This is a genomic window from Xanthomonas nasturtii, from assembly GCF_023337365.3.
Taxonomy (GTDB): domain Bacteria; phylum Pseudomonadota; class Gammaproteobacteria; order Xanthomonadales; family Xanthomonadaceae; genus Xanthomonas; species Xanthomonas nasturtii.
Genome location: NZ_CP142084.2, coordinates 4,398,395 through 4,414,102 on the forward strand (window position 1 = coordinate 4,398,395; position 15,708 = coordinate 4,414,102).

The following is a 15,708-nucleotide window of genomic DNA, read 5'->3' on the forward strand; positions in this document are numbered from 1 at the left end:
GAGCATGCACATGCAACGCAAATGGAAAGATCGTGGTTTGAACCTGCTGTCGGTCGTGCTGCTGGCGCTCGGATTGGCGGCCTGGATCGCGCTGCCGTGGATGGCGCTGCTGCCGATCGCGGCACTGCTGGCGGTGTGGCTGGTGGTCACCCGCAGCGGCCGGCTCTCGCTGGCGGCCGCGCGCATCGGTATCGCCACGTTGCCGCAACGCTGGGGGTCCAGCTCGGTGATCGTGGTCGGCATTGCCGGGGTGGTGGGCGTGCTGGTGGCAATGCTGGCGATGGGCCAGGGCTTCCAGGCCACGCTCAACAGCACCGGCGACGACACCACCGCCATTGTCCTGCGCGGCGGCTCGCAGGCGGAGACCAATTCGGTGATCACCCGCGATCTGGTGCCGCTGATCAGCAGCCTGCCCGGCATCGCCGCCGATGCCAGCGGCCGCCCGCTGCTGTCGCCGGAACTCTCGCAAGTGGTCAATATCGCCTCCCGCTCCGATGGCACCGACGTCAACGCGCAACTGCGTGGCGTGGGCGAACAGGCCTGGGCGGTGCATGACAAGATCAAGATCGTGCAAGGCCGCCGCTTCACCAACGGCCTGCGCGAAATGGTGGTGGGCAAAGGCGCGTTAAATCAATTTCGCGGACTGGAGCTGGGCAAGACGCTGACGCTCGGCAGCCAGCAATGGACCGTGGTGGGCGTGTTCGCCTCCGGCGACGCGCACGATTCGGAGTTGTGGACCGACGCGCAGACCCTGGCCACCACCTATAACCGCAGCGCCTATCAGTCGATCAACGTGCGCACCAGCGGCAAGGCAGGCTTCAGCCAGTTCAAGACCGCCATGGCCGCCGATCCGCGGCTCAAACTGGATGTGGAAACCACACGCGCCTACTACGGCAAACAGGGCGGCGGCTTGAACAAGTTGATCAGCATCCTGGGCACGGTGATCGGCGCGATCATGGCGGTGGGTGCGGTGTTCGGTGCGCTCAACACCATGTATGCGGCGGTGGCCACGCGGGCGCGCGAGATTGCCACCATGCGTGCAATTGGCTTCCGCGGCACGCCGGTGATCATGGCGCTGATGCTGGAAACCATGCTGCTGGCGCTGCTGGGCGGGCTGCTGGGCGGGGCAATCGCCTGGGCGGTGTTCAACGGCTACACCGTCTCCACGCTGGGCAACAACTTCAGCCAGGTGGTGTTCCAGTTCAAGGTGTCGCCGGAGCTGTTGTGGAGCGGGCTGAAGTGGGCGCTGGGCATCGGCCTGGTGGGCGGGCTGTTCCCGGCGCTGCGTGCGGCGCACCTGCCGATCACCACAGCCTTGCGCGAGGTGTAGGCGGGCCGTTGACCCGCCGGGATTCGGGATTCGGGGTTCGTAGAGCCGAGCTAGGCGATGCGCTTGGTATCTGAATGTATTGCAGGCTGTCATCGTTTTGTCACTGCGTTGCGGTAGATGCGCGGGCCAGGCAGGCCGTAGCCTGCCCGGCCGTTGCATCCATCGATCTTCGCCATGACGCGCCTGATTTTGCTGGCCTGCGCCTGCCTGTGGCTGGCCGGCTGTTCTTCCTCTTCGACCTCGCTCAGCGAGCGCCTGGTTGCGCCCGGCGGCACCTCACCGTTGCTGGACGAAGAACGCATTGCCGCCACCATCGCCACGGTGCCCAACCGCAGCGGGCATGTGGTCACGCGCGATGGCGTGCCGATCTTCTGGCGTGCGATCGATCCCGGCCAGTACGCCATGCAGTACCGCTACGTGGGTCAGCGCAACGACCCGGCGCATGCGCTGGATGTGGATTTCGGTTTCAAGGTCCCCACCACCGCGCCACCGACGCCACGCGGCACCGTGGTGCTGTTGCACGGCTGGATGATGGATGGCGATTCGCTGCTGCCATGGTCGCTGCAGCTGGCCCAGGCCGGCTATCGGGTGATCACCATCGACCAGCGCAACCACGGGCATTCCGGCGGTGGGCCGTCCGGCTACGGCACGCGCGAATCCGACGACGTCATTGATGTGCTCGATGCGCTGCAACCGCGCGGCGAAATCCGCGGGCCACTGTATCTGTTCGGGATTTCCTACGGCGCGGCCACCGCGCTGTTCACTGCCGACAAACTCGGCGCGCGCGTGACCGGCGTGGTGGCGATGGAATCCTTCGCCAATGCCGGGCGCGGCATTCGCGACATGGTGCCGCACCTGCTCGCCAGCCAGCCGCACGGGTGGCGCGGGCAGGCGGTGGCCGCCTATGCGCGTTGGCGCTATGCCGACCAGAATATCGATGCGGTGATTGCAGCAGCCGATACCCAGCTCAAGCTGGATCTTGACCATGTCGATGTCGCGCACGCCCTGGCCGACACGCGCAGCTGCGTGCTGCTGTTGCATGGCGATGCCGATCAGCACATTCCGGTGGCACATGGCCGCACATTGGCGTTGGCCAGCGCACGTGCGCATTACGTGGAGCTGCCCGGCGAAAACCATCTGAGCCTGCCGTTACGGCTGGATCTGCTCGGCGGGCCGATCGATCAGTGGCTGGCGCAGCTGCAACAAGACCCCACCCATTGCCCTGCGCCGCAGGCACTGCCGGCCTCCACGCTGGCGGTTGCGATGCCGCTACCGGTACCGCGTAGTTGAGCGCGGCAAACGCGCTACGCTGACGTGCAGCATTCGCGCTGCTCCATGCCACACGCATCACGTGCAGTGCGGCGCTGACTCAGCGCACGGCCACCGGCTGCCGCGAACGCGCCACGCTATCGCCGACGAACAGCAGCAAACCGACCCAGATCGCAGCGAAACCGATCACGCGCCCCTGGTCGAACGGCTCATGGAAAAACCACACGCCCAGCAACAGCTGCAGGCTCGGCCCGATGTACTGCAGGATGCCCACCAGCGACAGCGGGATGCGCCGCACGCCATACGCAAATCCGATCAGCGGCACCGCCGTCACTACGCCGCCGAAGATCAGCAGCAGATCGGTGCGCAGATCCCAGCCGCTGAAGAACGCGCCACCATGTCCCTGCTCGCCCCAGGCTGCGAGCAGCACTGCCGGCACGAACAGGTACACGCTTTCCACGCCAAGGCCGGCGACCGCGTCCACCGCTACCAGCTTGCGCAGCAAGCCATAAATGCCGAACGACGCCGCCAGCCCCAACGCAATCCATGGCGGGGCGCCGGCATCGATGGTCAGCCACAGCACCCCGATAGCGGCGCACGCCACCGCCAGCCATTGAATGCCGCGCAGGCGCTCCTTGAGCACCACCACGCCCAGCAACACGCTCAGCAATGGGTTGATGAAGTAGCCCAGACTGGCTTCGATCACATGCCCGGCATTGATGGCCCAGATATACAGGCCCCAATTGAGCGCGATCGCCACGCTGCTGCCGGCCAGCATCCACAACGCGCGCGGCTGGGCGGCAATCGTGCGCCACCACCTCAGGCCGGAGGTCGCCAGCAGCCACGCCACCACCAGCACGGTGCTCCACACGATGCGGTGCGCAATGATCTGCAGCGATGGCACCACCTTGAGCAGATGCCAATACAGCGGCACCAGGCCCCAGATCACAAAGCTCGCCGCGGTCATCAACAACCCACGCCGCGCTTCCAGCGCCGTCACCGGCACGGGCGCGCTCATCGCCGCGCCCTGGCGAAGGTGACCACCAACACGCCGGCCAGAATCACCGCCATCGCGCCGATATCGTGCGCACTGAAGCGCTCATGCCCCAGCCACGCACCCAATGCGACGGCAATCACCGGGTTGACGTAGGCATAGCTGCCGGCCAACGCCGGGCGCACGTGATGCAGCAGCCACACGTAGGCGGTGAACGCCACGATCGAGCCGAACACGCACAGGTACGCCACCGCCAGCAGCCCCTGCGGGCTCGGCACGCTGTGCGGGCGCTCGCCGATCAGCAGGCCGGTGCCGACCAGCAACACGCCGCCGCACAACATCTGCCCGGCGGCGGTCATGAACGGCGATGGCAGATCGCGTCCGCGCGACCACACCGAGCCGAACGCCCACCCGATCGGTGCGATCAGCAGCAACACCAGTCCGCCCGGTGTGGCAGTAAGGCTGCTGCCGGCGTTGAGCCACACCACCCCCAGAAAACCGATCACGATGCCCAACCATTCGCCGCCGCTGGCATGCTGCCCGCGCAGGGCACCGAACAAGGCCATCCACAACGGCACCGAGGCCACCGCCGTGGCGGCCAGCCCGGAGGACACGCTGCGCTCGGCCAGCACCACCATGCCGTTACCCAGCAGCAGCAACGCCGCGCCCATCAGCGCCACGTTCTTCCATTGCACGCGCGTGGGCGCTGCCACACCGCGCCAGCGCAGCACGCTGTAGAGCACGCTGCCGGCAATGATGAAGCGCGCACCGGACACCATCGTCAGCGGCTGCGCGCCGCCTTCCAGCGCAAACCGGATCGCCAGATAGGTCGAGCCCCAGACCACGTAGACCAGCAGCAACGCAAGAACGACCAACCCGCTGCGCGCAGGCGCGGCAGCATCGTGAGAGGAAGACATCGGAACAGTGCCAGGAAGTGCAGCGGAAGCTTCGATTCTAGAGCACATGCGCACGCCAGCAGCCGCCGGCTGCGCTATGGTGCCGGTCACCCCGCAACCGAGAGTGCATATGCAGCGTCGTCTTCCCTGGCTGGCCCTGGCCGCCCTGAGCGCACTGTCTACCACCGCAGTGGCACGTGCCCCCGAGCCGTGGGAACTCAGCGCAAGCAAGCTGATCGACGCCGGGCTGGACGGATCGCTGGCGCCGGAAATCACCGCACCGGAGCAGGCCGAACTCAAGGTCATGCTGTCGGCCAACCGCGCCGGCGCGTACCTGCTCGGCGTCGCCAGCGCCAGCTACCGCACCCAGTGGTGCATGCCGGCAGGCAAGGTCGGCCCGCCGGATCTGCAAGCGATCATCGCCGATATCGGCGCGCTGCCCGATGCCCGCCAGCACGACGCCGCACCTGACTTGATCGTGCAGGCGCTGGCCAAACGCTATCCATGCGGCAGCGGCAGCAAGCGCAAGAATGCCGGCAGCGGCAAATAAGCAGACGCCGGCGAGCCGTAGAGCGCATTTATCGGCAACCGCCCAATGCCTGGCCTTGGTCACCACGCCGGTCGTTTGCATTTACAGCGGAGACCCACACGTAGCAGCAGCCGCTTGCTGGCTTAGACGGCGCGCTGAGCCGCGCAGCGTACGAGTGGTGCCTGCCGATTACGGGCGCCAGCTGTGTCCGCCTGGCGATGCGCACAGTCGGTTTGCCAGGCGCTCTTCGCTGCGTGGTCGAGGGTGCGATGCCCTCACCACTCAAGCCTGACAGTGGCTGACAAAACGCTATCTGCAGTCGTCAGATGAGGCAGACGGCGCGGAGACACCGGAGTACATGCCGATTCCGGGCACCGGCCGCACCCGCAGGGCGGCGAGCGCAGTCGTCTTTAGCCACGCTTACTTACGCGCCGCATCGCTCCTGGCGCGGATCGCCTTGAACTCCGAGCCGTCCTGCCAGCTCGGCCACTGCCGGCCGTTGGCCAGCACCACGCCCACGTCGTACACCAGGGTGGTATCGGCGGCATGGCCGCTGGCATCCCATTGCGGCGTCCAGCGGTCGCACGGCTGGTGGTAGCAGTCGGCGAAGTATTTATCGCGCAGCGCCTTGCCCTTCGCGACGCCGCCATCGCGCATGTCCAGGCCGGGGCCAGCGGTGATCGCCGGCACGCCCATACGCGCGAACGCAAAATGATCGGCGCGGTAGAAGAAGCCCGCTTCCAGATTCGGGTCCGGCGAATAGCTGCGACCACGCGCCTTTGCGGCGGTTTCCAGGTCGCCTTCCAGCGACACCCGTCCACGCCCCCACGAGGCAATGTCGCGGGTCGGGCCATCCGGGCTGAACATCTCCATGTTGAGCACGGCCACGGTCTTGTCCAACGGCGCCAGCGGATGCGCCGCGTAATAATTGGCGCCAAGTAGGCCCTTTTCCTCTGCGGTCAATGCGATGAAGTACAGGCTGCGCTGCGGTTTGGAGCCGGCCGCGAACACGCGCGCCAGTTCCAGCACGCTGGCAACGCCAGTGGCGTTGTCCACCGCACCGCGTCGAATCGTATCGCCACCGGCATCGGCCTTGCCGATACCGAAGGCATCCCAGTGCGCGGAGAAGATCACCGTCTCATCCGGATGCTGGCTGCCGGTCAGTTTGGCCACCACGTTATGCGTGACCACACGCTCGCGCTTGAGCTTGAAGTCCACCGACAACGCCGAATCGCCCAGTGCCACAGGCGCGAAATCGCGTTGCTGCGCACGCGCCTTGGCCTGTTCGAAATCCAGACCAGCCTGTTCGAACAAGGACACTGCCAGTGCACGCTGCATCCAGCCACGCACCGGTACGTGCTGCATCCTGGCATCGGCGTCGCTGCGTTCGATGTCGAACAACGGCGACATGCCCGAGCTCTGCACCGTGGCCCAGCCATACGCCGCTGGCGCGGTCTCGTGCACGATCAACACACCGGCCGCACCACGCCGCGCCGCCTCTTCGTATTTGTAGGTCCAACGGCCGTAGTAGGTCACCGCCTTGCCGTCGAATGCGCCCGACTGCGGCGATTCGAAATCGGCATCGTTGATCAGCACCACCGCGATCTTGCCGCGCAGATCCACACCCTTGTAATCGTCCCACTGCCGCTCGGGCGCGCTGATGCCATACCCAACGAACACCAGCGGCGCATCCTTGAGCGCTACCGCCTTCTGCGGACGCAGGCTCTGCAAGGTCACATCGCTGCCGTTGACCAGCGCCTGCGTCTTGCCGCCAACGCGCAAGCTGGCGCGCACCGGGCCCTCCACCTGCGCACGCACCAACGGCACCGCCTGCGTCCAACCGCCCTGCTCGCCACCTGGCTCCAGGCCGGCCGCCTTGAACTGTTCCACCAGATAATCGACCGTGCGCTGCTCGCCAGCACTCGCCGGCGCGCGGCCTTCGAATTCGTCCGACGCCAGTAGACGCACATGCCGCGACAACGCCTCGGCATCGATGCCGCCGCCCGGCAGATCGTTGGCGGCCTGTGCCACACCTCCCACAAACAGGCAGGCGGACAACAGCAGGATGCGCATCGGATTCACGGTGAGGCCTTGCAACGGATAGATGACACACAGTTTACAAGCGTGCAGCCCGCGCTGGCGCGCTATGACACGAGAATGCATCAATCGCATCGGTTGCATGCATGACGAAGAGCGGCTGACAAAATGGTGCGAGCGGTCGTCAGGTGCGGGCAGGCGGCGCGCTCCAAACCACTGTGTACGAGTGGTACATGCCGGTTCCGAGTAAAACTGCGCACGTCTGATGGCTTCCGTGACGGTGCGCGGCCCAGGACCGTCGAGAGGGAGTCGGTGATGTTGCAATCAGCTCATAACTGACAGGGTTGCTGTAATTGCGTGCTCTACGAGCTTTCCAATTCAATCCAATTAACCGCAGAGCTTTGAAAAAAGTCCTCGACCAACTGTCAGATGCGGTGTCCTCATCGATTGCGGGACCGTTGGCGGCATGGATGCTGCCATCGAGCCCCATGGACGGGTGAACGGCGTGTCCTGCGGGCGGTGAGGGCACCGCGCACTCGACGACTTTGCGTTTTCTGCAGGGCCCTTGCCCGCCCACCATCGCAGGACACGCCGTGAATCCGTCCCTGGAGCCTCTGGCGCGGCATCCATGCCGCTCAAGGTCCCGCGACGGTGAGCGGGCAAGGACCAGTCGGGATGGTCGGTGCGCAGAGCTTTCAACAGCGCAACGATCAACGCTCTGGTGCGGAATTTTGTTTCTTCTGGTAAACCACCAGCCAACTCTCTGGTGCGGTGTCCTCGCCGATTGCGGGACCGTTGGCGGCATGGATGCCGCCACCGAGCCCCCATGGACGGGTTAACGGCGTGTCCCGCGAGCGGTGAGGGCACCGCGCACTCGACTGACCGGCTTCTAGCTGTACCCAAATGACGCGACAACTTGCTACGACGTTCTACAGACGTTGTCAGCCGCTCAAGCAGCCCTAATTCGCGCGTGTTGCACGATCCAGCCAACATCCCAGCCCTTGCGCGTTGAGCTCGATATCGGTTGCCAGCAGCTGCTCCACCGCCGCGTCGTCCAACCGACATCCATGCTGGCGTGCGCGCTCAAGATACAACGCGGTCAACGCCGCCACCATGCAGCGATGTCGGTCCGGACGCTGCGCGCAACCCAGCGCAATGTCGGTCATCGCATGAATCTGTTCGCCCAGCGCGCGTGCCAGTGGTGCTGGCGGCGCGACACGGCCGTAATGGGTGAGATACATCGCCTCCGGTGCGGTTTCCATCAGGCGCGCAATCGACTGCAGCATCGCTTCGGGCTCGAACTGCACCGGCGAGGAGGTTGGCAGGATGAAGGCGCCGGCCGCACTGTCCAGCTGCCGATACGACAGACCGAAGGTGTCGCCGGTAAACCAGCTGCGGCTGCGCGCATCCCACACGCACAGATGGTGGCGCGCATGCCCCGGCGTATCGATGGTATGCAGCGCGCGCGCGCCCAGCATCACCGTGTCACCATCGCTCGCCTGCACCACGCGCTCGGCCGGCACCGGCACGATGACGCCGTAACTGCGCGCCATTTCCGCCTCGCCATACACCGCGGTGGCACCGGCAATCAGCCGCGTGGGATCGATCAGATGCGGTGCACCGCGCGGATGCACCAGTACGCGCGCATTGGGCAGGTGCTGCAACAAGGCACCTGCACCACCGGCGTGGTCCAGATGCACATGGGTCAGGACCAACCACTCCACCTGCGCAGGCGTCAGCCCGGCGGCTTGCACTGCCGCCAGCATATGCGGCACCGACAAGGATGTGCCGCAATCAACAAACGCTCCGCGCTGCGCCTCGACAATCAGATACGCCGCGTCGAACTGCACGCCGCCAAAGCCGGTGTCGATGGTGTGGATGCCGGGATCGGCCAGTGCTGTCATTCCTGCTCCGTGGCGATAAGGACAGCCGCAGTGTAGGCGCAGGTAATGCGCGCGCGGTGTGCGGCTGGTTCCAGGCAACGATGAGTTAACACCGCTGCCTCACGCACAACAAAATCGTCTTGCCGGATCTCGGCACTGCACCTGCGATGCAATCCCCACGCGCAAGGCGGTCGCCGCACCTTGCGCGCGCATCGATCACGCCTCGCGCAACATCCGCATCGCCGCAAGGATCCCATCGGCTTGCACCTGCGCATGCACGCCTGGCAGCTGCAGATCGCTGGCCTGCTCGGCCTGTTTCAACCGTGCGATCAACTGGCCTGCATCGCGCGGCGAGGCGAAGCCATCGCTCTGCAACAGCAATGTGCCCGCGCCGTCGTTCAACTTGAAATAGAACTGGCCATCGCTTTCGCGGTATTGCTTGAACACCGGCAACGCAACCTTCTCGCCGGCATCGCTCGCCGCTGTGCCGGCCTGACTGGACAGATCGCGCAGGCCCACCGCATCGCGCAGCTCGGCCAGCAGCGGCGTGGCATAGCGCGCACGCAGGCGTGCACCACCGGCGCGCAGAATCGCTTCGATCTTGGCCGGCTCTGCCATCAATGCCTCGTAACGCGTCCGTAGCGGCGCGATTTCCTGATCGATCCGCTCGAACAGCTGCTGCTTGGCATCGCCCCAGCCGATGCCGTCGGCAAACACCTGCGCGAACACGGCAGATTCCTGCGGCGTGGCGAATGCCTGATACAGCTGAAACAACGCCGACCCCTGTGTGTCCTTCGCTTCGCCGGGCGCACGCGAATCGGTGAGGATGGAAAACACCAGCTTGCGCAATTGCTCGCGCGGTGCGAACAGCGGGATCGTGTTGCCGTAGCTCTTGCTCATCTTGCGGCCGTCCAGGCCCGGCAAGGTCGAGACCTGCTCGTCGATCACCGCCTCGGGCAAGGTGAAAAAATCGCGCCCGTAGACATGGTTGAAGCGCTGCGCGAAATCGCGCGCCATCTCGATATGCTGGAGCTGATCACGCCCCACCGGCACCTTATGCGCGTTGAAGATCAGGATATCGGCCGCCATCAGCACCGGGTACATGAACAAGCCTGCGGTCACGCCGGCATCGTCGTCTTCGCCATCGGCGCGGTTCTTGTCCACCGCCGCCTTATAGGCATGCGCGCGATTGAGGATGCCCTTGCCGGCCACGCAGGTCAGCAGCCACATCAACTCGGTGGTTTCGGGCACATCGGACTGCCGGTAGAACCACACCTTGTCCGGGTCCAGGCCGCAGGCCAGCCAACTGGCGGCGATTTCCAGCGTCGAACGCTGCGTGCGTGCCGGGTCCTGCGCCTTGATCAGGCTGTGCAGATCGGCCAGGAAATAGAAGCTCTCGGCATCGGCACCGGCGCTGGCCTGAATGGCCGGACGGATCGCACCGACGTAATTGCCCAGATGCGGGGTGCCGGAAGTGGTGATGCCGGTAAGGACACGAGTGGTCATCTGCGTAATGCCGGGAAGTCAGCGTGCAAGTTTAACGGTTCCGCGCCTGCCTTCGTCGCATTACGGCCGCAGCCAGGATTGAAGACGCGCAAACGCAGAACGGGCCGCACTGGGCGGCCCGTCGTCTGCAACCTGCCTGCCTCACCCGGCAAACAGCGTGGACAGCACTCAGGTGTCGTCGCGCAGCGACTTTTCGAACGCGCGCACTTCGGTCTGGGCGCGGTCGCGATCCCAGCCGTAACGTTCCTGGAGCTTGCCTTGCAGATATTCCGCATTGCCTTCGGCAACCTTGAAATCGTCATCGGTAAGGTCGCCCCACTTGGCCTGGGCCTTGCCCTTCAACTGGGTCCACTTACCGGAAATGATGTCAGTGTTCATGCGTTGACTCCGCTGATGCGGCCGCGATTGACCGTGCCGCCAGCGTGAGCACTGCTGCGTTTGCGATAGATCAAAAGGTGTCAAACCGCCGATCACGGCACTGAACCGTTGCCCACCCATCCACCCTGTTCGCGATGCGTCGATTGCGCCAAATACAGTACGTGGATCGCTTCCCGCCAGCGATCGTACACAAAAAAAACGGGCCTTGCGGCCCGTTTTTTGTTGCATGCGGCGTCACATTACTTACGCGCTGCGTCTTCCACTTTCTCGCCGGCACCCTGCACGTCCTTGCCAGCACCTGCGACGGTGTTGCAGCCCGACAGCATACCGACCGAGAACATCGACAGCACCAGCAGCACAATTGCACGCTTCATAACAAACTCCTTCGTGGGTAAAGCGGCGTGTTGCCGCAGATCAATCACATCAAACACGTGCCATGCGACGGTGACGAATCAGCACTTACCGTCGCTGCATTTATCGGCGGTCTTTTCGACCTTGTCGCCCGCACCCTGCATATCTTTGCCGGCGCCGGCCATGGTGTTACAGCCAGTCATCATGCCGGCCGAAAACAGGCCCAGCGCCATTAGTGTCAGCAGTCGCTTCATTGCTCTTCCTCGGTCTGCGCCCGGTGCCAACGCACCTCGCTTGGCGCCAAATCTGACTGCGCGGACGTGGACTTGATGTGAACGGCAGCACGCCACGTTCAGCACTGGATCAATCTCGCATCAGCGTGGACTTGCCGAACAGGCTCTCGACCAGATCCACCGCCAGCTCGGCGGTGGCGTTGCGGTTATCCAGCACCGGGTTCAGCTCGACGATATCCAATGACCCCATGCGCCCGGTGTCGGCAATCATCTCCATCACCAGCTGCGCCTCGCGGTAGTTGGGGCCACCGGGCACGGTGGTACCCACGCCCGGGGCGATGCTGGGGTCGAGGAAGTCCACATCGAAACTCACGTGCAGGTGCGTGTCGGCGCTCATGCCCTGCAATGCCGCTTCCATGGTGCGCTTCATGCCGGCTTCGTCGATGTAGCGCATGTCGTAGACATCGATGCGGTGCTGCTTGATCAGGCGCTTCTCTTCCGGATCCACCGAGCGGATGCCGATCTGCCGCACCTGCTCGGGCAACAGCGCCGGCGCGCTGCCGCCCAGATGCGTGAGCGCCTGCGGGCCCAGCCCGCACAGGCACGCCACCGGCATGCCATGCACGTTGCCCGATGGAGTCACTTCGCTGGTGTTGAAGTCCGAATGTGCGTCCAGCCACAGCACCCGCAGCGGGCGACCTTGCTCACGGCAGTACTTGGCCACGGCAGTGATGGAACCGATGCCCAGGCAATGGTCGCCGCCCAGCATGATCGGCATGCGCCCGCCCTGCAGTTCGGCGTAGCTGGCGTCCATCAGCGCCTGGTTCCAGGCCACCACTTCGTCCAGATGCCGGTAACCGGACTGCGGCGCCTGCCACGGATTGCGCGGGCCATCCAGATTGCCCAGATCGCGCACCTCCACGCCACGGCCGATCAAGGCCTCCTGCAAGCCGGCGATGCGCAACGCTTCAGGCCCCATCCGCGCGCCGCGGTGGCCGGCACCGATGTCGGTGGGAACGCCAATCAGGGAAACCGGCAGGTACTGCGTCGCCATGTATTGCTCCAGCATTGATAAAGCCGTGCAGTCTAGTGGCACGCCCGCGCAGTGACGCGCGGCAGCGCAGCACGCCAGGCCGCGCGCAGTGAACATGCGCACGAAACGACATGCCCACACACCAGAGGTTTAGATCTGCCTCGCCGCGCCGCTACAGTGACGTGCCACGGCACTTTGTGGCGCACCGGACTTTGCAGATCCTGCTTGTCTGACCGCCCAGTTAAGCAACTCAGGCTGGCGTGTCTGACTGCCCGGATATGGGTGGTATGGTGCGCCGGCCAGCGCGGCACGCCACACGCATGCATGCGCTCGGGCCATCAAGCAACAGGGGGATTTCATGCCGCATAACGCCGTCAACCAGGTCGTCAAGGCTGCCGTGGGCGAAGTCGCGCGGGCGTCGCATCAGTACGATCTGCAGCGCATCGGGCGCGAGTTTGCGCAGACCATCGAGCGCGAACCGGGCATTCGTCTGTTGATGCTCTCCACCGCCGACGGACGTGCCATTACCGAGCAATCCAGCCTGGATGTGGACGGTCGCCGACTGGCCGCCATGGCCAATTCGTTCCTGACCCTGGGCGAGACCCTGGCGCGCGAATCCAGCCTGAGCGAAGCCGACTACGCCACCATCAGCACGCGTGGCGGGCAGCTGGTGCTGATCCGCATCCGCGCCGACAAACCGCTGACGCTCACCGCCGTGGGCGGCAGCGACATCAATGCCGCTGCGCTGTTGTTCAACGCGCGCGACTGCGCCGGCCGCCTCGCCACCGTGCTGACGGTGCCGCAAGGCTGAGTGTTTGGCACTGTTCGTGCATGCCGCAAGGCATTCATTCCTCACCGTTTGCAAGGACCACTTGTGTCAAAACTCAATCTGGAACAACTGCATTCGCTGGCCGGCTTCGTCGGTGCGGCGCTGGTCGATAGCGACAGCGGCATGGCACTGGGCATGACCGGCGGCGCCGAGCTCAACCTGGAACTGGCGGCGGCCGGCAACACCGAAGTGGTGCGCGCCAAGCGTCGTATCGCCGAACAGCTCGGCTTGAACGACACCATCGAAGACATCCTGATCACGCTTGCGCGCCAGTACCACCTGCTGCGTCCGCTCGAAAGCAATGGCACCCTGTTCCTGTACGTGGTGCTGGACCGCGCCAAGGCCAACCTGGCCATGGCCCGTCACGAGCTCAAGGCGTTCGAAAAGACCCTCGATTTCGGTTGATGCCGACAGCGCGGTGCGACTGCACCGCCCGCTCCAGCCTGCCGGTGCTGACCGGCAGGCATCTCGCTATTCCAATGCGCCGCCACGGCGCCAGCTCATGACCACACCCATTCACGCCATGCGGGTCGCCACGGCCGGCCTGGACCTGCTGCACACCACGCGCCTGAAACTGGCGTGCTCGCTGCTGCTCGCCGAGCGCATCGACGTGCAATTGGGCGAATGGCCGCAGCACGCGGCCGATGTGGTGGTGCTAGGCCTGGAAACCGCCGACGGCCTGGCCGCCTGGCAGGCGCTGCAAGGCCAACCGGTGCGTGTGCTGGTGGTCTCGCGTACGCCGATGGCCGGTGTCTGGATCAAGCACGGCGCCACCGTGCGCGAACTCAACGAACACGTGCGCTTGCTGCTGTCCTCGCCGCACACTACCTCGGTGGCCGAGCCGGCGTTGTTGCTCCGGTATTGCCGGGGCGAATTCGGTACCGGCGCGGTGGTGTTGCAGCACGCGCAATTGCAGGTGCGGGTGGACCCGGCCAATGGCTGCGTGCAATTGCCGGCCGGGCTGGCGCTGGCCGATCTGGTCGCCGCACTGGATCGCCCGGGCTGGCAGGCCCTGCCCGCGCTTGTTACCGCTGCGTTACCGCAACGCATTTCATTCGAAGCACTGTATTTCGCGCTGCCCGAGCAGCTGCGCCCGGCACTGCCGGCGGTGGAGCTCAGCCATGCGCTGCAACTGCGCCAATGGCCGGAGCTGAGTGCAGAGACCAGCTCGCCGGCGCAGTTGCTCGCCATCGCCCATCTGCATGCGCGCCCGTGGCGCCCGCAGGCGCTGGCCAATGCTTGCAAGCTGCCGCTGCAAACGGTGGAATGCCTGTTCGCTGCTGCACTCGCCAGCGGCCTTGCCCAGACTGCGGAGATTCCCGTGCCTGCAACGCAGCGTCGTCCGGACAGCGGCAACTCGCGGTTCTTCTCCTGGGTCGCACGCCGGTTCGGCCTTTCCCTCTTTCAGGCGCAGTCATGAGTCTTCCAGCCAACAAGCTGGTGTTCGTCGGCGGCATGGGCGCCGGCAAGACCACCGCGGTGCGCGCCATCTCCGATGTGGAGCCGGTCAGCACCGAAATGCCGCTCAGCCAGGACGCCTACGGCGACAAGACCTACACCACCGTCGCGCTGGACTACAGCTCGATCGAGCTGGAAGACGGCGAGCTGTTGCACGTCTACGGCGTGCCCGGGCAGAAATACCTGGATTTCATGTGGCCGCTGGTGTGCGACGGCGCGCTGGGCGTGATCGTGCTGACCAATGCACGCGACCCGCAGATGCTCGCAGCCACCCTGGAGTTATTGCGCGAGTTTTCGCAGATTGCGCCCGAGGCCAGCCTGGCGGTGGGCATCACCATGACCGACGAGGTCGAAGACTTTCTGGTGCCGCCGTTCCGCGACGCCTTGGTGGCCGAAGGCTTCCGCATCCCGGTGATGCGTGTGGATGCGCGCTCGGCTACCCAGATCACCTTCCTGGTGAAGTCGCTGCTGTCGTATCGCTATACCTCGGCAACCAGCTGAGGCGGGCAGCTGATTGTCAGCGCGCGGGGCGCCGGCAGGTGCGGTAGCGACGTTCAAGAAAACAAGGAATCCGGTCACGACGGTGCCTGAGAGGGCGTCACGCGGGGGATGCCGCCTCTAGGGTGGCGGCGACGCGTCCATCTTCCTTGAAGCCAGAAACACGACTCGGTCGTGATACGAACGTGCCGTGTGTCTGACTTGTTCAGTATGGCGCGCAGCGAGAAGCGAAGAAATCGGGACATTCCCGACATCGAACAGGACATACCAGCGATAAGTAATAGGAAATATGCCGTCGCACGCGCCAGACCTTCTGCCTGGCCCGGCCAGTCACTGCAGACACAAGACGGCTGCAGCGAATGTCGCGATCGCGTCCGCAATATGCCCGCCTGTGCGGTGCAATCCGCCGCCGCGCGTTCGCCCACTCGGGTCGGTCACCGGCGGCCGCACTGCAGCGCCCCCCAAGACCCGCCCATCAGGATCA

Annotated in this window: 16 protein-coding genes and 1 other RNA gene; 7 read left to right on the top strand and 10 right to left on the bottom strand. The window is 65.1% G+C overall.

What is annotated here, in order from left to right:
- Positions 1-10 precede the first annotated feature (10 nt).
- The gene (locus M3O59_RS19295) at positions 11-1,330 is read left to right on the top strand and encodes an ABC transporter permease (RefSeq protein ID WP_181920414.1); all 1,320 of its coding nucleotides are present in this window, start codon (positions 11-13) and stop codon (positions 1,328-1,330) included.
- A 174-nt stretch (positions 1,331-1,504) separates the two neighbouring features.
- Positions 1,505-2,620 carry an alpha/beta hydrolase family protein gene (locus tag M3O59_RS19300; protein WP_116904863.1) on the top strand — a complete coding sequence of 372 codons (1,116 nt, stop codon included), beginning with the start codon at positions 1,505-1,507 and terminating at the stop codon, positions 2,618-2,620.
- Between the two features lie 79 nt (positions 2,621-2,699).
- Here M3O59_RS19300 and rarD read toward each other — a convergent pair whose 3' ends face one another.
- Both rarD and yedA read right to left on the bottom strand, forming a co-directional pair.
- Positions 2,700-3,617, bottom strand: a complete 918-nt coding sequence (rarD, locus tag M3O59_RS19305) for an EamA family transporter RarD (RefSeq protein WP_116904862.1) — start codon at positions 3,615-3,617, stop codon at positions 2,700-2,702.
- Positions 3,614-4,558, bottom strand: coding sequence for a drug/metabolite exporter YedA (gene yedA / locus M3O59_RS19310; protein WP_181920413.1), 945 nt, complete (start codon positions 4,556-4,558; stop codon positions 3,614-3,616). The genes rarD and yedA overlap by 4 nt, the downstream gene beginning before the upstream one ends.
- A gap of 28 nt (positions 4,559-4,586) precedes the next feature.
- Between yedA and M3O59_RS19315 the strand changes: the two genes are divergently transcribed.
- Positions 4,587-5,039 carry a Rap1a/Tai family immunity protein gene (locus tag M3O59_RS19315; RefSeq protein ID WP_064634411.1) on the top strand — a complete coding sequence of 151 codons (453 nt, stop codon included), beginning with the start codon at positions 4,587-4,589 and terminating at the stop codon, positions 5,037-5,039.
- A 399-nt stretch (positions 5,040-5,438) separates the two neighbouring features.
- On the opposite strand, the gene M3O59_RS19320 is transcribed toward M3O59_RS19315, so the two are convergent.
- The 8 genes from M3O59_RS19320 to rocF all read right to left on the bottom strand — a co-directional run bounded on the left by M3O59_RS19320 (position 5,439) and on the right by rocF (position 12,460).
- Entirely contained in the window at positions 5,439-7,091 is a 1,653-nt protein-coding gene (locus tag M3O59_RS19320) for a M28 family metallopeptidase (protein ID WP_147308427.1), read from the bottom strand.
- A 122-nt stretch (positions 7,092-7,213) separates the two neighbouring features.
- Positions 7,214-7,290: non-coding RNA, sX9 sRNA (locus tag M3O59_RS19325), on the bottom strand.
- Positions 7,291-8,014: 724 nt separating this feature from the next.
- The gene (locus M3O59_RS19330) at positions 8,015-8,959 is read right to left on the bottom strand and encodes an MBL fold metallo-hydrolase (protein WP_064629128.1); all 945 of its coding nucleotides are present in this window, start codon (positions 8,957-8,959) and stop codon (positions 8,015-8,017) included.
- Between the two features lie 195 nt (positions 8,960-9,154).
- Entirely contained in the window at positions 9,155-10,444 is a 1,290-nt protein-coding gene (locus M3O59_RS19335) for a tryptophan--tRNA ligase (protein WP_116904860.1), read from the bottom strand.
- A gap of 168 nt (positions 10,445-10,612) precedes the next feature.
- Positions 10,613-10,822, bottom strand: a complete 210-nt coding sequence (locus M3O59_RS19340; RefSeq protein WP_016904514.1) for a CsbD family protein — start codon at positions 10,820-10,822, stop codon at positions 10,613-10,615.
- 239 nt (positions 10,823-11,061) lie between these two features.
- The gene (locus M3O59_RS19345; protein ID WP_064629125.1) at positions 11,062-11,196 is read right to left on the bottom strand and encodes an entericidin A/B family lipoprotein; all 135 of its coding nucleotides are present in this window, start codon (positions 11,194-11,196) and stop codon (positions 11,062-11,064) included.
- 78 nt (positions 11,197-11,274) lie between these two features.
- Positions 11,275-11,427, bottom strand: a complete 153-nt coding sequence (locus M3O59_RS19350) for an entericidin A/B family lipoprotein (RefSeq protein WP_064629122.1) — start codon at positions 11,425-11,427, stop codon at positions 11,275-11,277.
- 109 nt (positions 11,428-11,536) lie between these two features.
- Positions 11,537-12,460: an arginase gene (rocF, locus tag M3O59_RS19355; protein ID WP_064629150.1), complete on the bottom strand. Its 924-nt coding sequence runs from the start codon at positions 12,458-12,460 to the stop codon at positions 11,537-11,539.
- 337 nt (positions 12,461-12,797) lie between these two features.
- Here rocF and M3O59_RS19360 point away from each other — a divergent pair, with 337 nt between their 5' ends.
- The 4 genes from M3O59_RS19360 (at position 12,798) to M3O59_RS19375 (ending at position 15,227) form a co-directional block, all read left to right on the top strand.
- Positions 12,798-13,250, top strand: a complete 453-nt coding sequence (locus M3O59_RS19360; RefSeq protein WP_064629120.1) for a roadblock/LC7 domain-containing protein — start codon at positions 12,798-12,800, stop codon at positions 13,248-13,250.
- 63 nt (positions 13,251-13,313) lie between these two features.
- Entirely contained in the window at positions 13,314-13,673 is a 360-nt protein-coding gene (locus tag M3O59_RS19365) for a roadblock/LC7 domain-containing protein (protein ID WP_064629118.1), read from the top strand.
- Between the two features lie 97 nt (positions 13,674-13,770).
- Entirely contained in the window at positions 13,771-14,688 is a 918-nt protein-coding gene (locus M3O59_RS19370) for a hypothetical protein (RefSeq protein ID WP_116904859.1), read from the top strand.
- Positions 14,685-15,227 (top strand): GTP-binding protein, encoded by a 543-nt coding sequence (locus tag M3O59_RS19375; protein ID WP_064629114.1) that lies wholly within the window; start codon positions 14,685-14,687, stop codon positions 15,225-15,227. The genes M3O59_RS19370 and M3O59_RS19375 overlap by 4 nt, the downstream gene beginning before the upstream one ends.
- Positions 15,228-15,708 lie beyond the last annotated feature (481 nt).

Coding starts and splice junctions, on each gene's coding strand:
- M3O59_RS19295 (WP_181920414.1), top strand. CDS start 11: ATGCAACGCAAATGGAAAGATCGTGGTTTGAACCTGCTGTCGGTCGTG.
- M3O59_RS19300 (WP_116904863.1), top strand. CDS start 1,505: ATGACGCGCCTGATTTTGCTGGCCTGCGCCTGCCTGTGGCTGGCCGGC.
- rarD (WP_116904862.1), bottom strand. CDS start 3,617: ATGAGCGCGCCCGTGCCGGTGACGGCGCTGGAAGCGCGGCGTGGGTTG.
- yedA (WP_181920413.1), bottom strand. CDS start 4,558: ATGTGCTCTAGAATCGAAGCTTCCGCTGCACTTCCTGGCACTGTTCCG.
- M3O59_RS19315 (WP_064634411.1), top strand. CDS start 4,587: ATGGTGCCGGTCACCCCGCAACCGAGAGTGCATATGCAGCGTCGTCTT.
- M3O59_RS19320 (WP_147308427.1), bottom strand. CDS start 7,091: ATGCGCATCCTGCTGTTGTCCGCCTGCCTGTTTGTGGGAGGTGTGGCA.
- M3O59_RS19330 (WP_064629128.1), bottom strand. CDS start 8,959: ATGACAGCACTGGCCGATCCCGGCATCCACACCATCGACACCGGCTTT.
- M3O59_RS19335 (WP_116904860.1), bottom strand. CDS start 10,444: ATGACCACTCGTGTCCTTACCGGCATCACCACTTCCGGCACCCCGCAT.
- M3O59_RS19340 (WP_016904514.1), bottom strand. CDS start 10,822: ATGAACACTGACATCATTTCCGGTAAGTGGACCCAGTTGAAGGGCAAG.
- M3O59_RS19345 (WP_064629125.1), bottom strand. CDS start 11,196: ATGAAGCGTGCAATTGTGCTGCTGGTGCTGTCGATGTTCTCGGTCGGT.
- M3O59_RS19350 (WP_064629122.1), bottom strand. CDS start 11,427: ATGAAGCGACTGCTGACACTAATGGCGCTGGGCCTGTTTTCGGCCGGC.
- rocF (WP_064629150.1), bottom strand. CDS start 12,460: ATGGCGACGCAGTACCTGCCGGTTTCCCTGATTGGCGTTCCCACCGAC.
- M3O59_RS19360 (WP_064629120.1), top strand. CDS start 12,798: ATGCCGCATAACGCCGTCAACCAGGTCGTCAAGGCTGCCGTGGGCGAA.
- M3O59_RS19370 (WP_116904859.1), top strand. CDS start 13,771: ATGACCACACCCATTCACGCCATGCGGGTCGCCACGGCCGGCCTGGAC.
- M3O59_RS19375 (WP_064629114.1), top strand. CDS start 14,685: ATGAGTCTTCCAGCCAACAAGCTGGTGTTCGTCGGCGGCATGGGCGCC.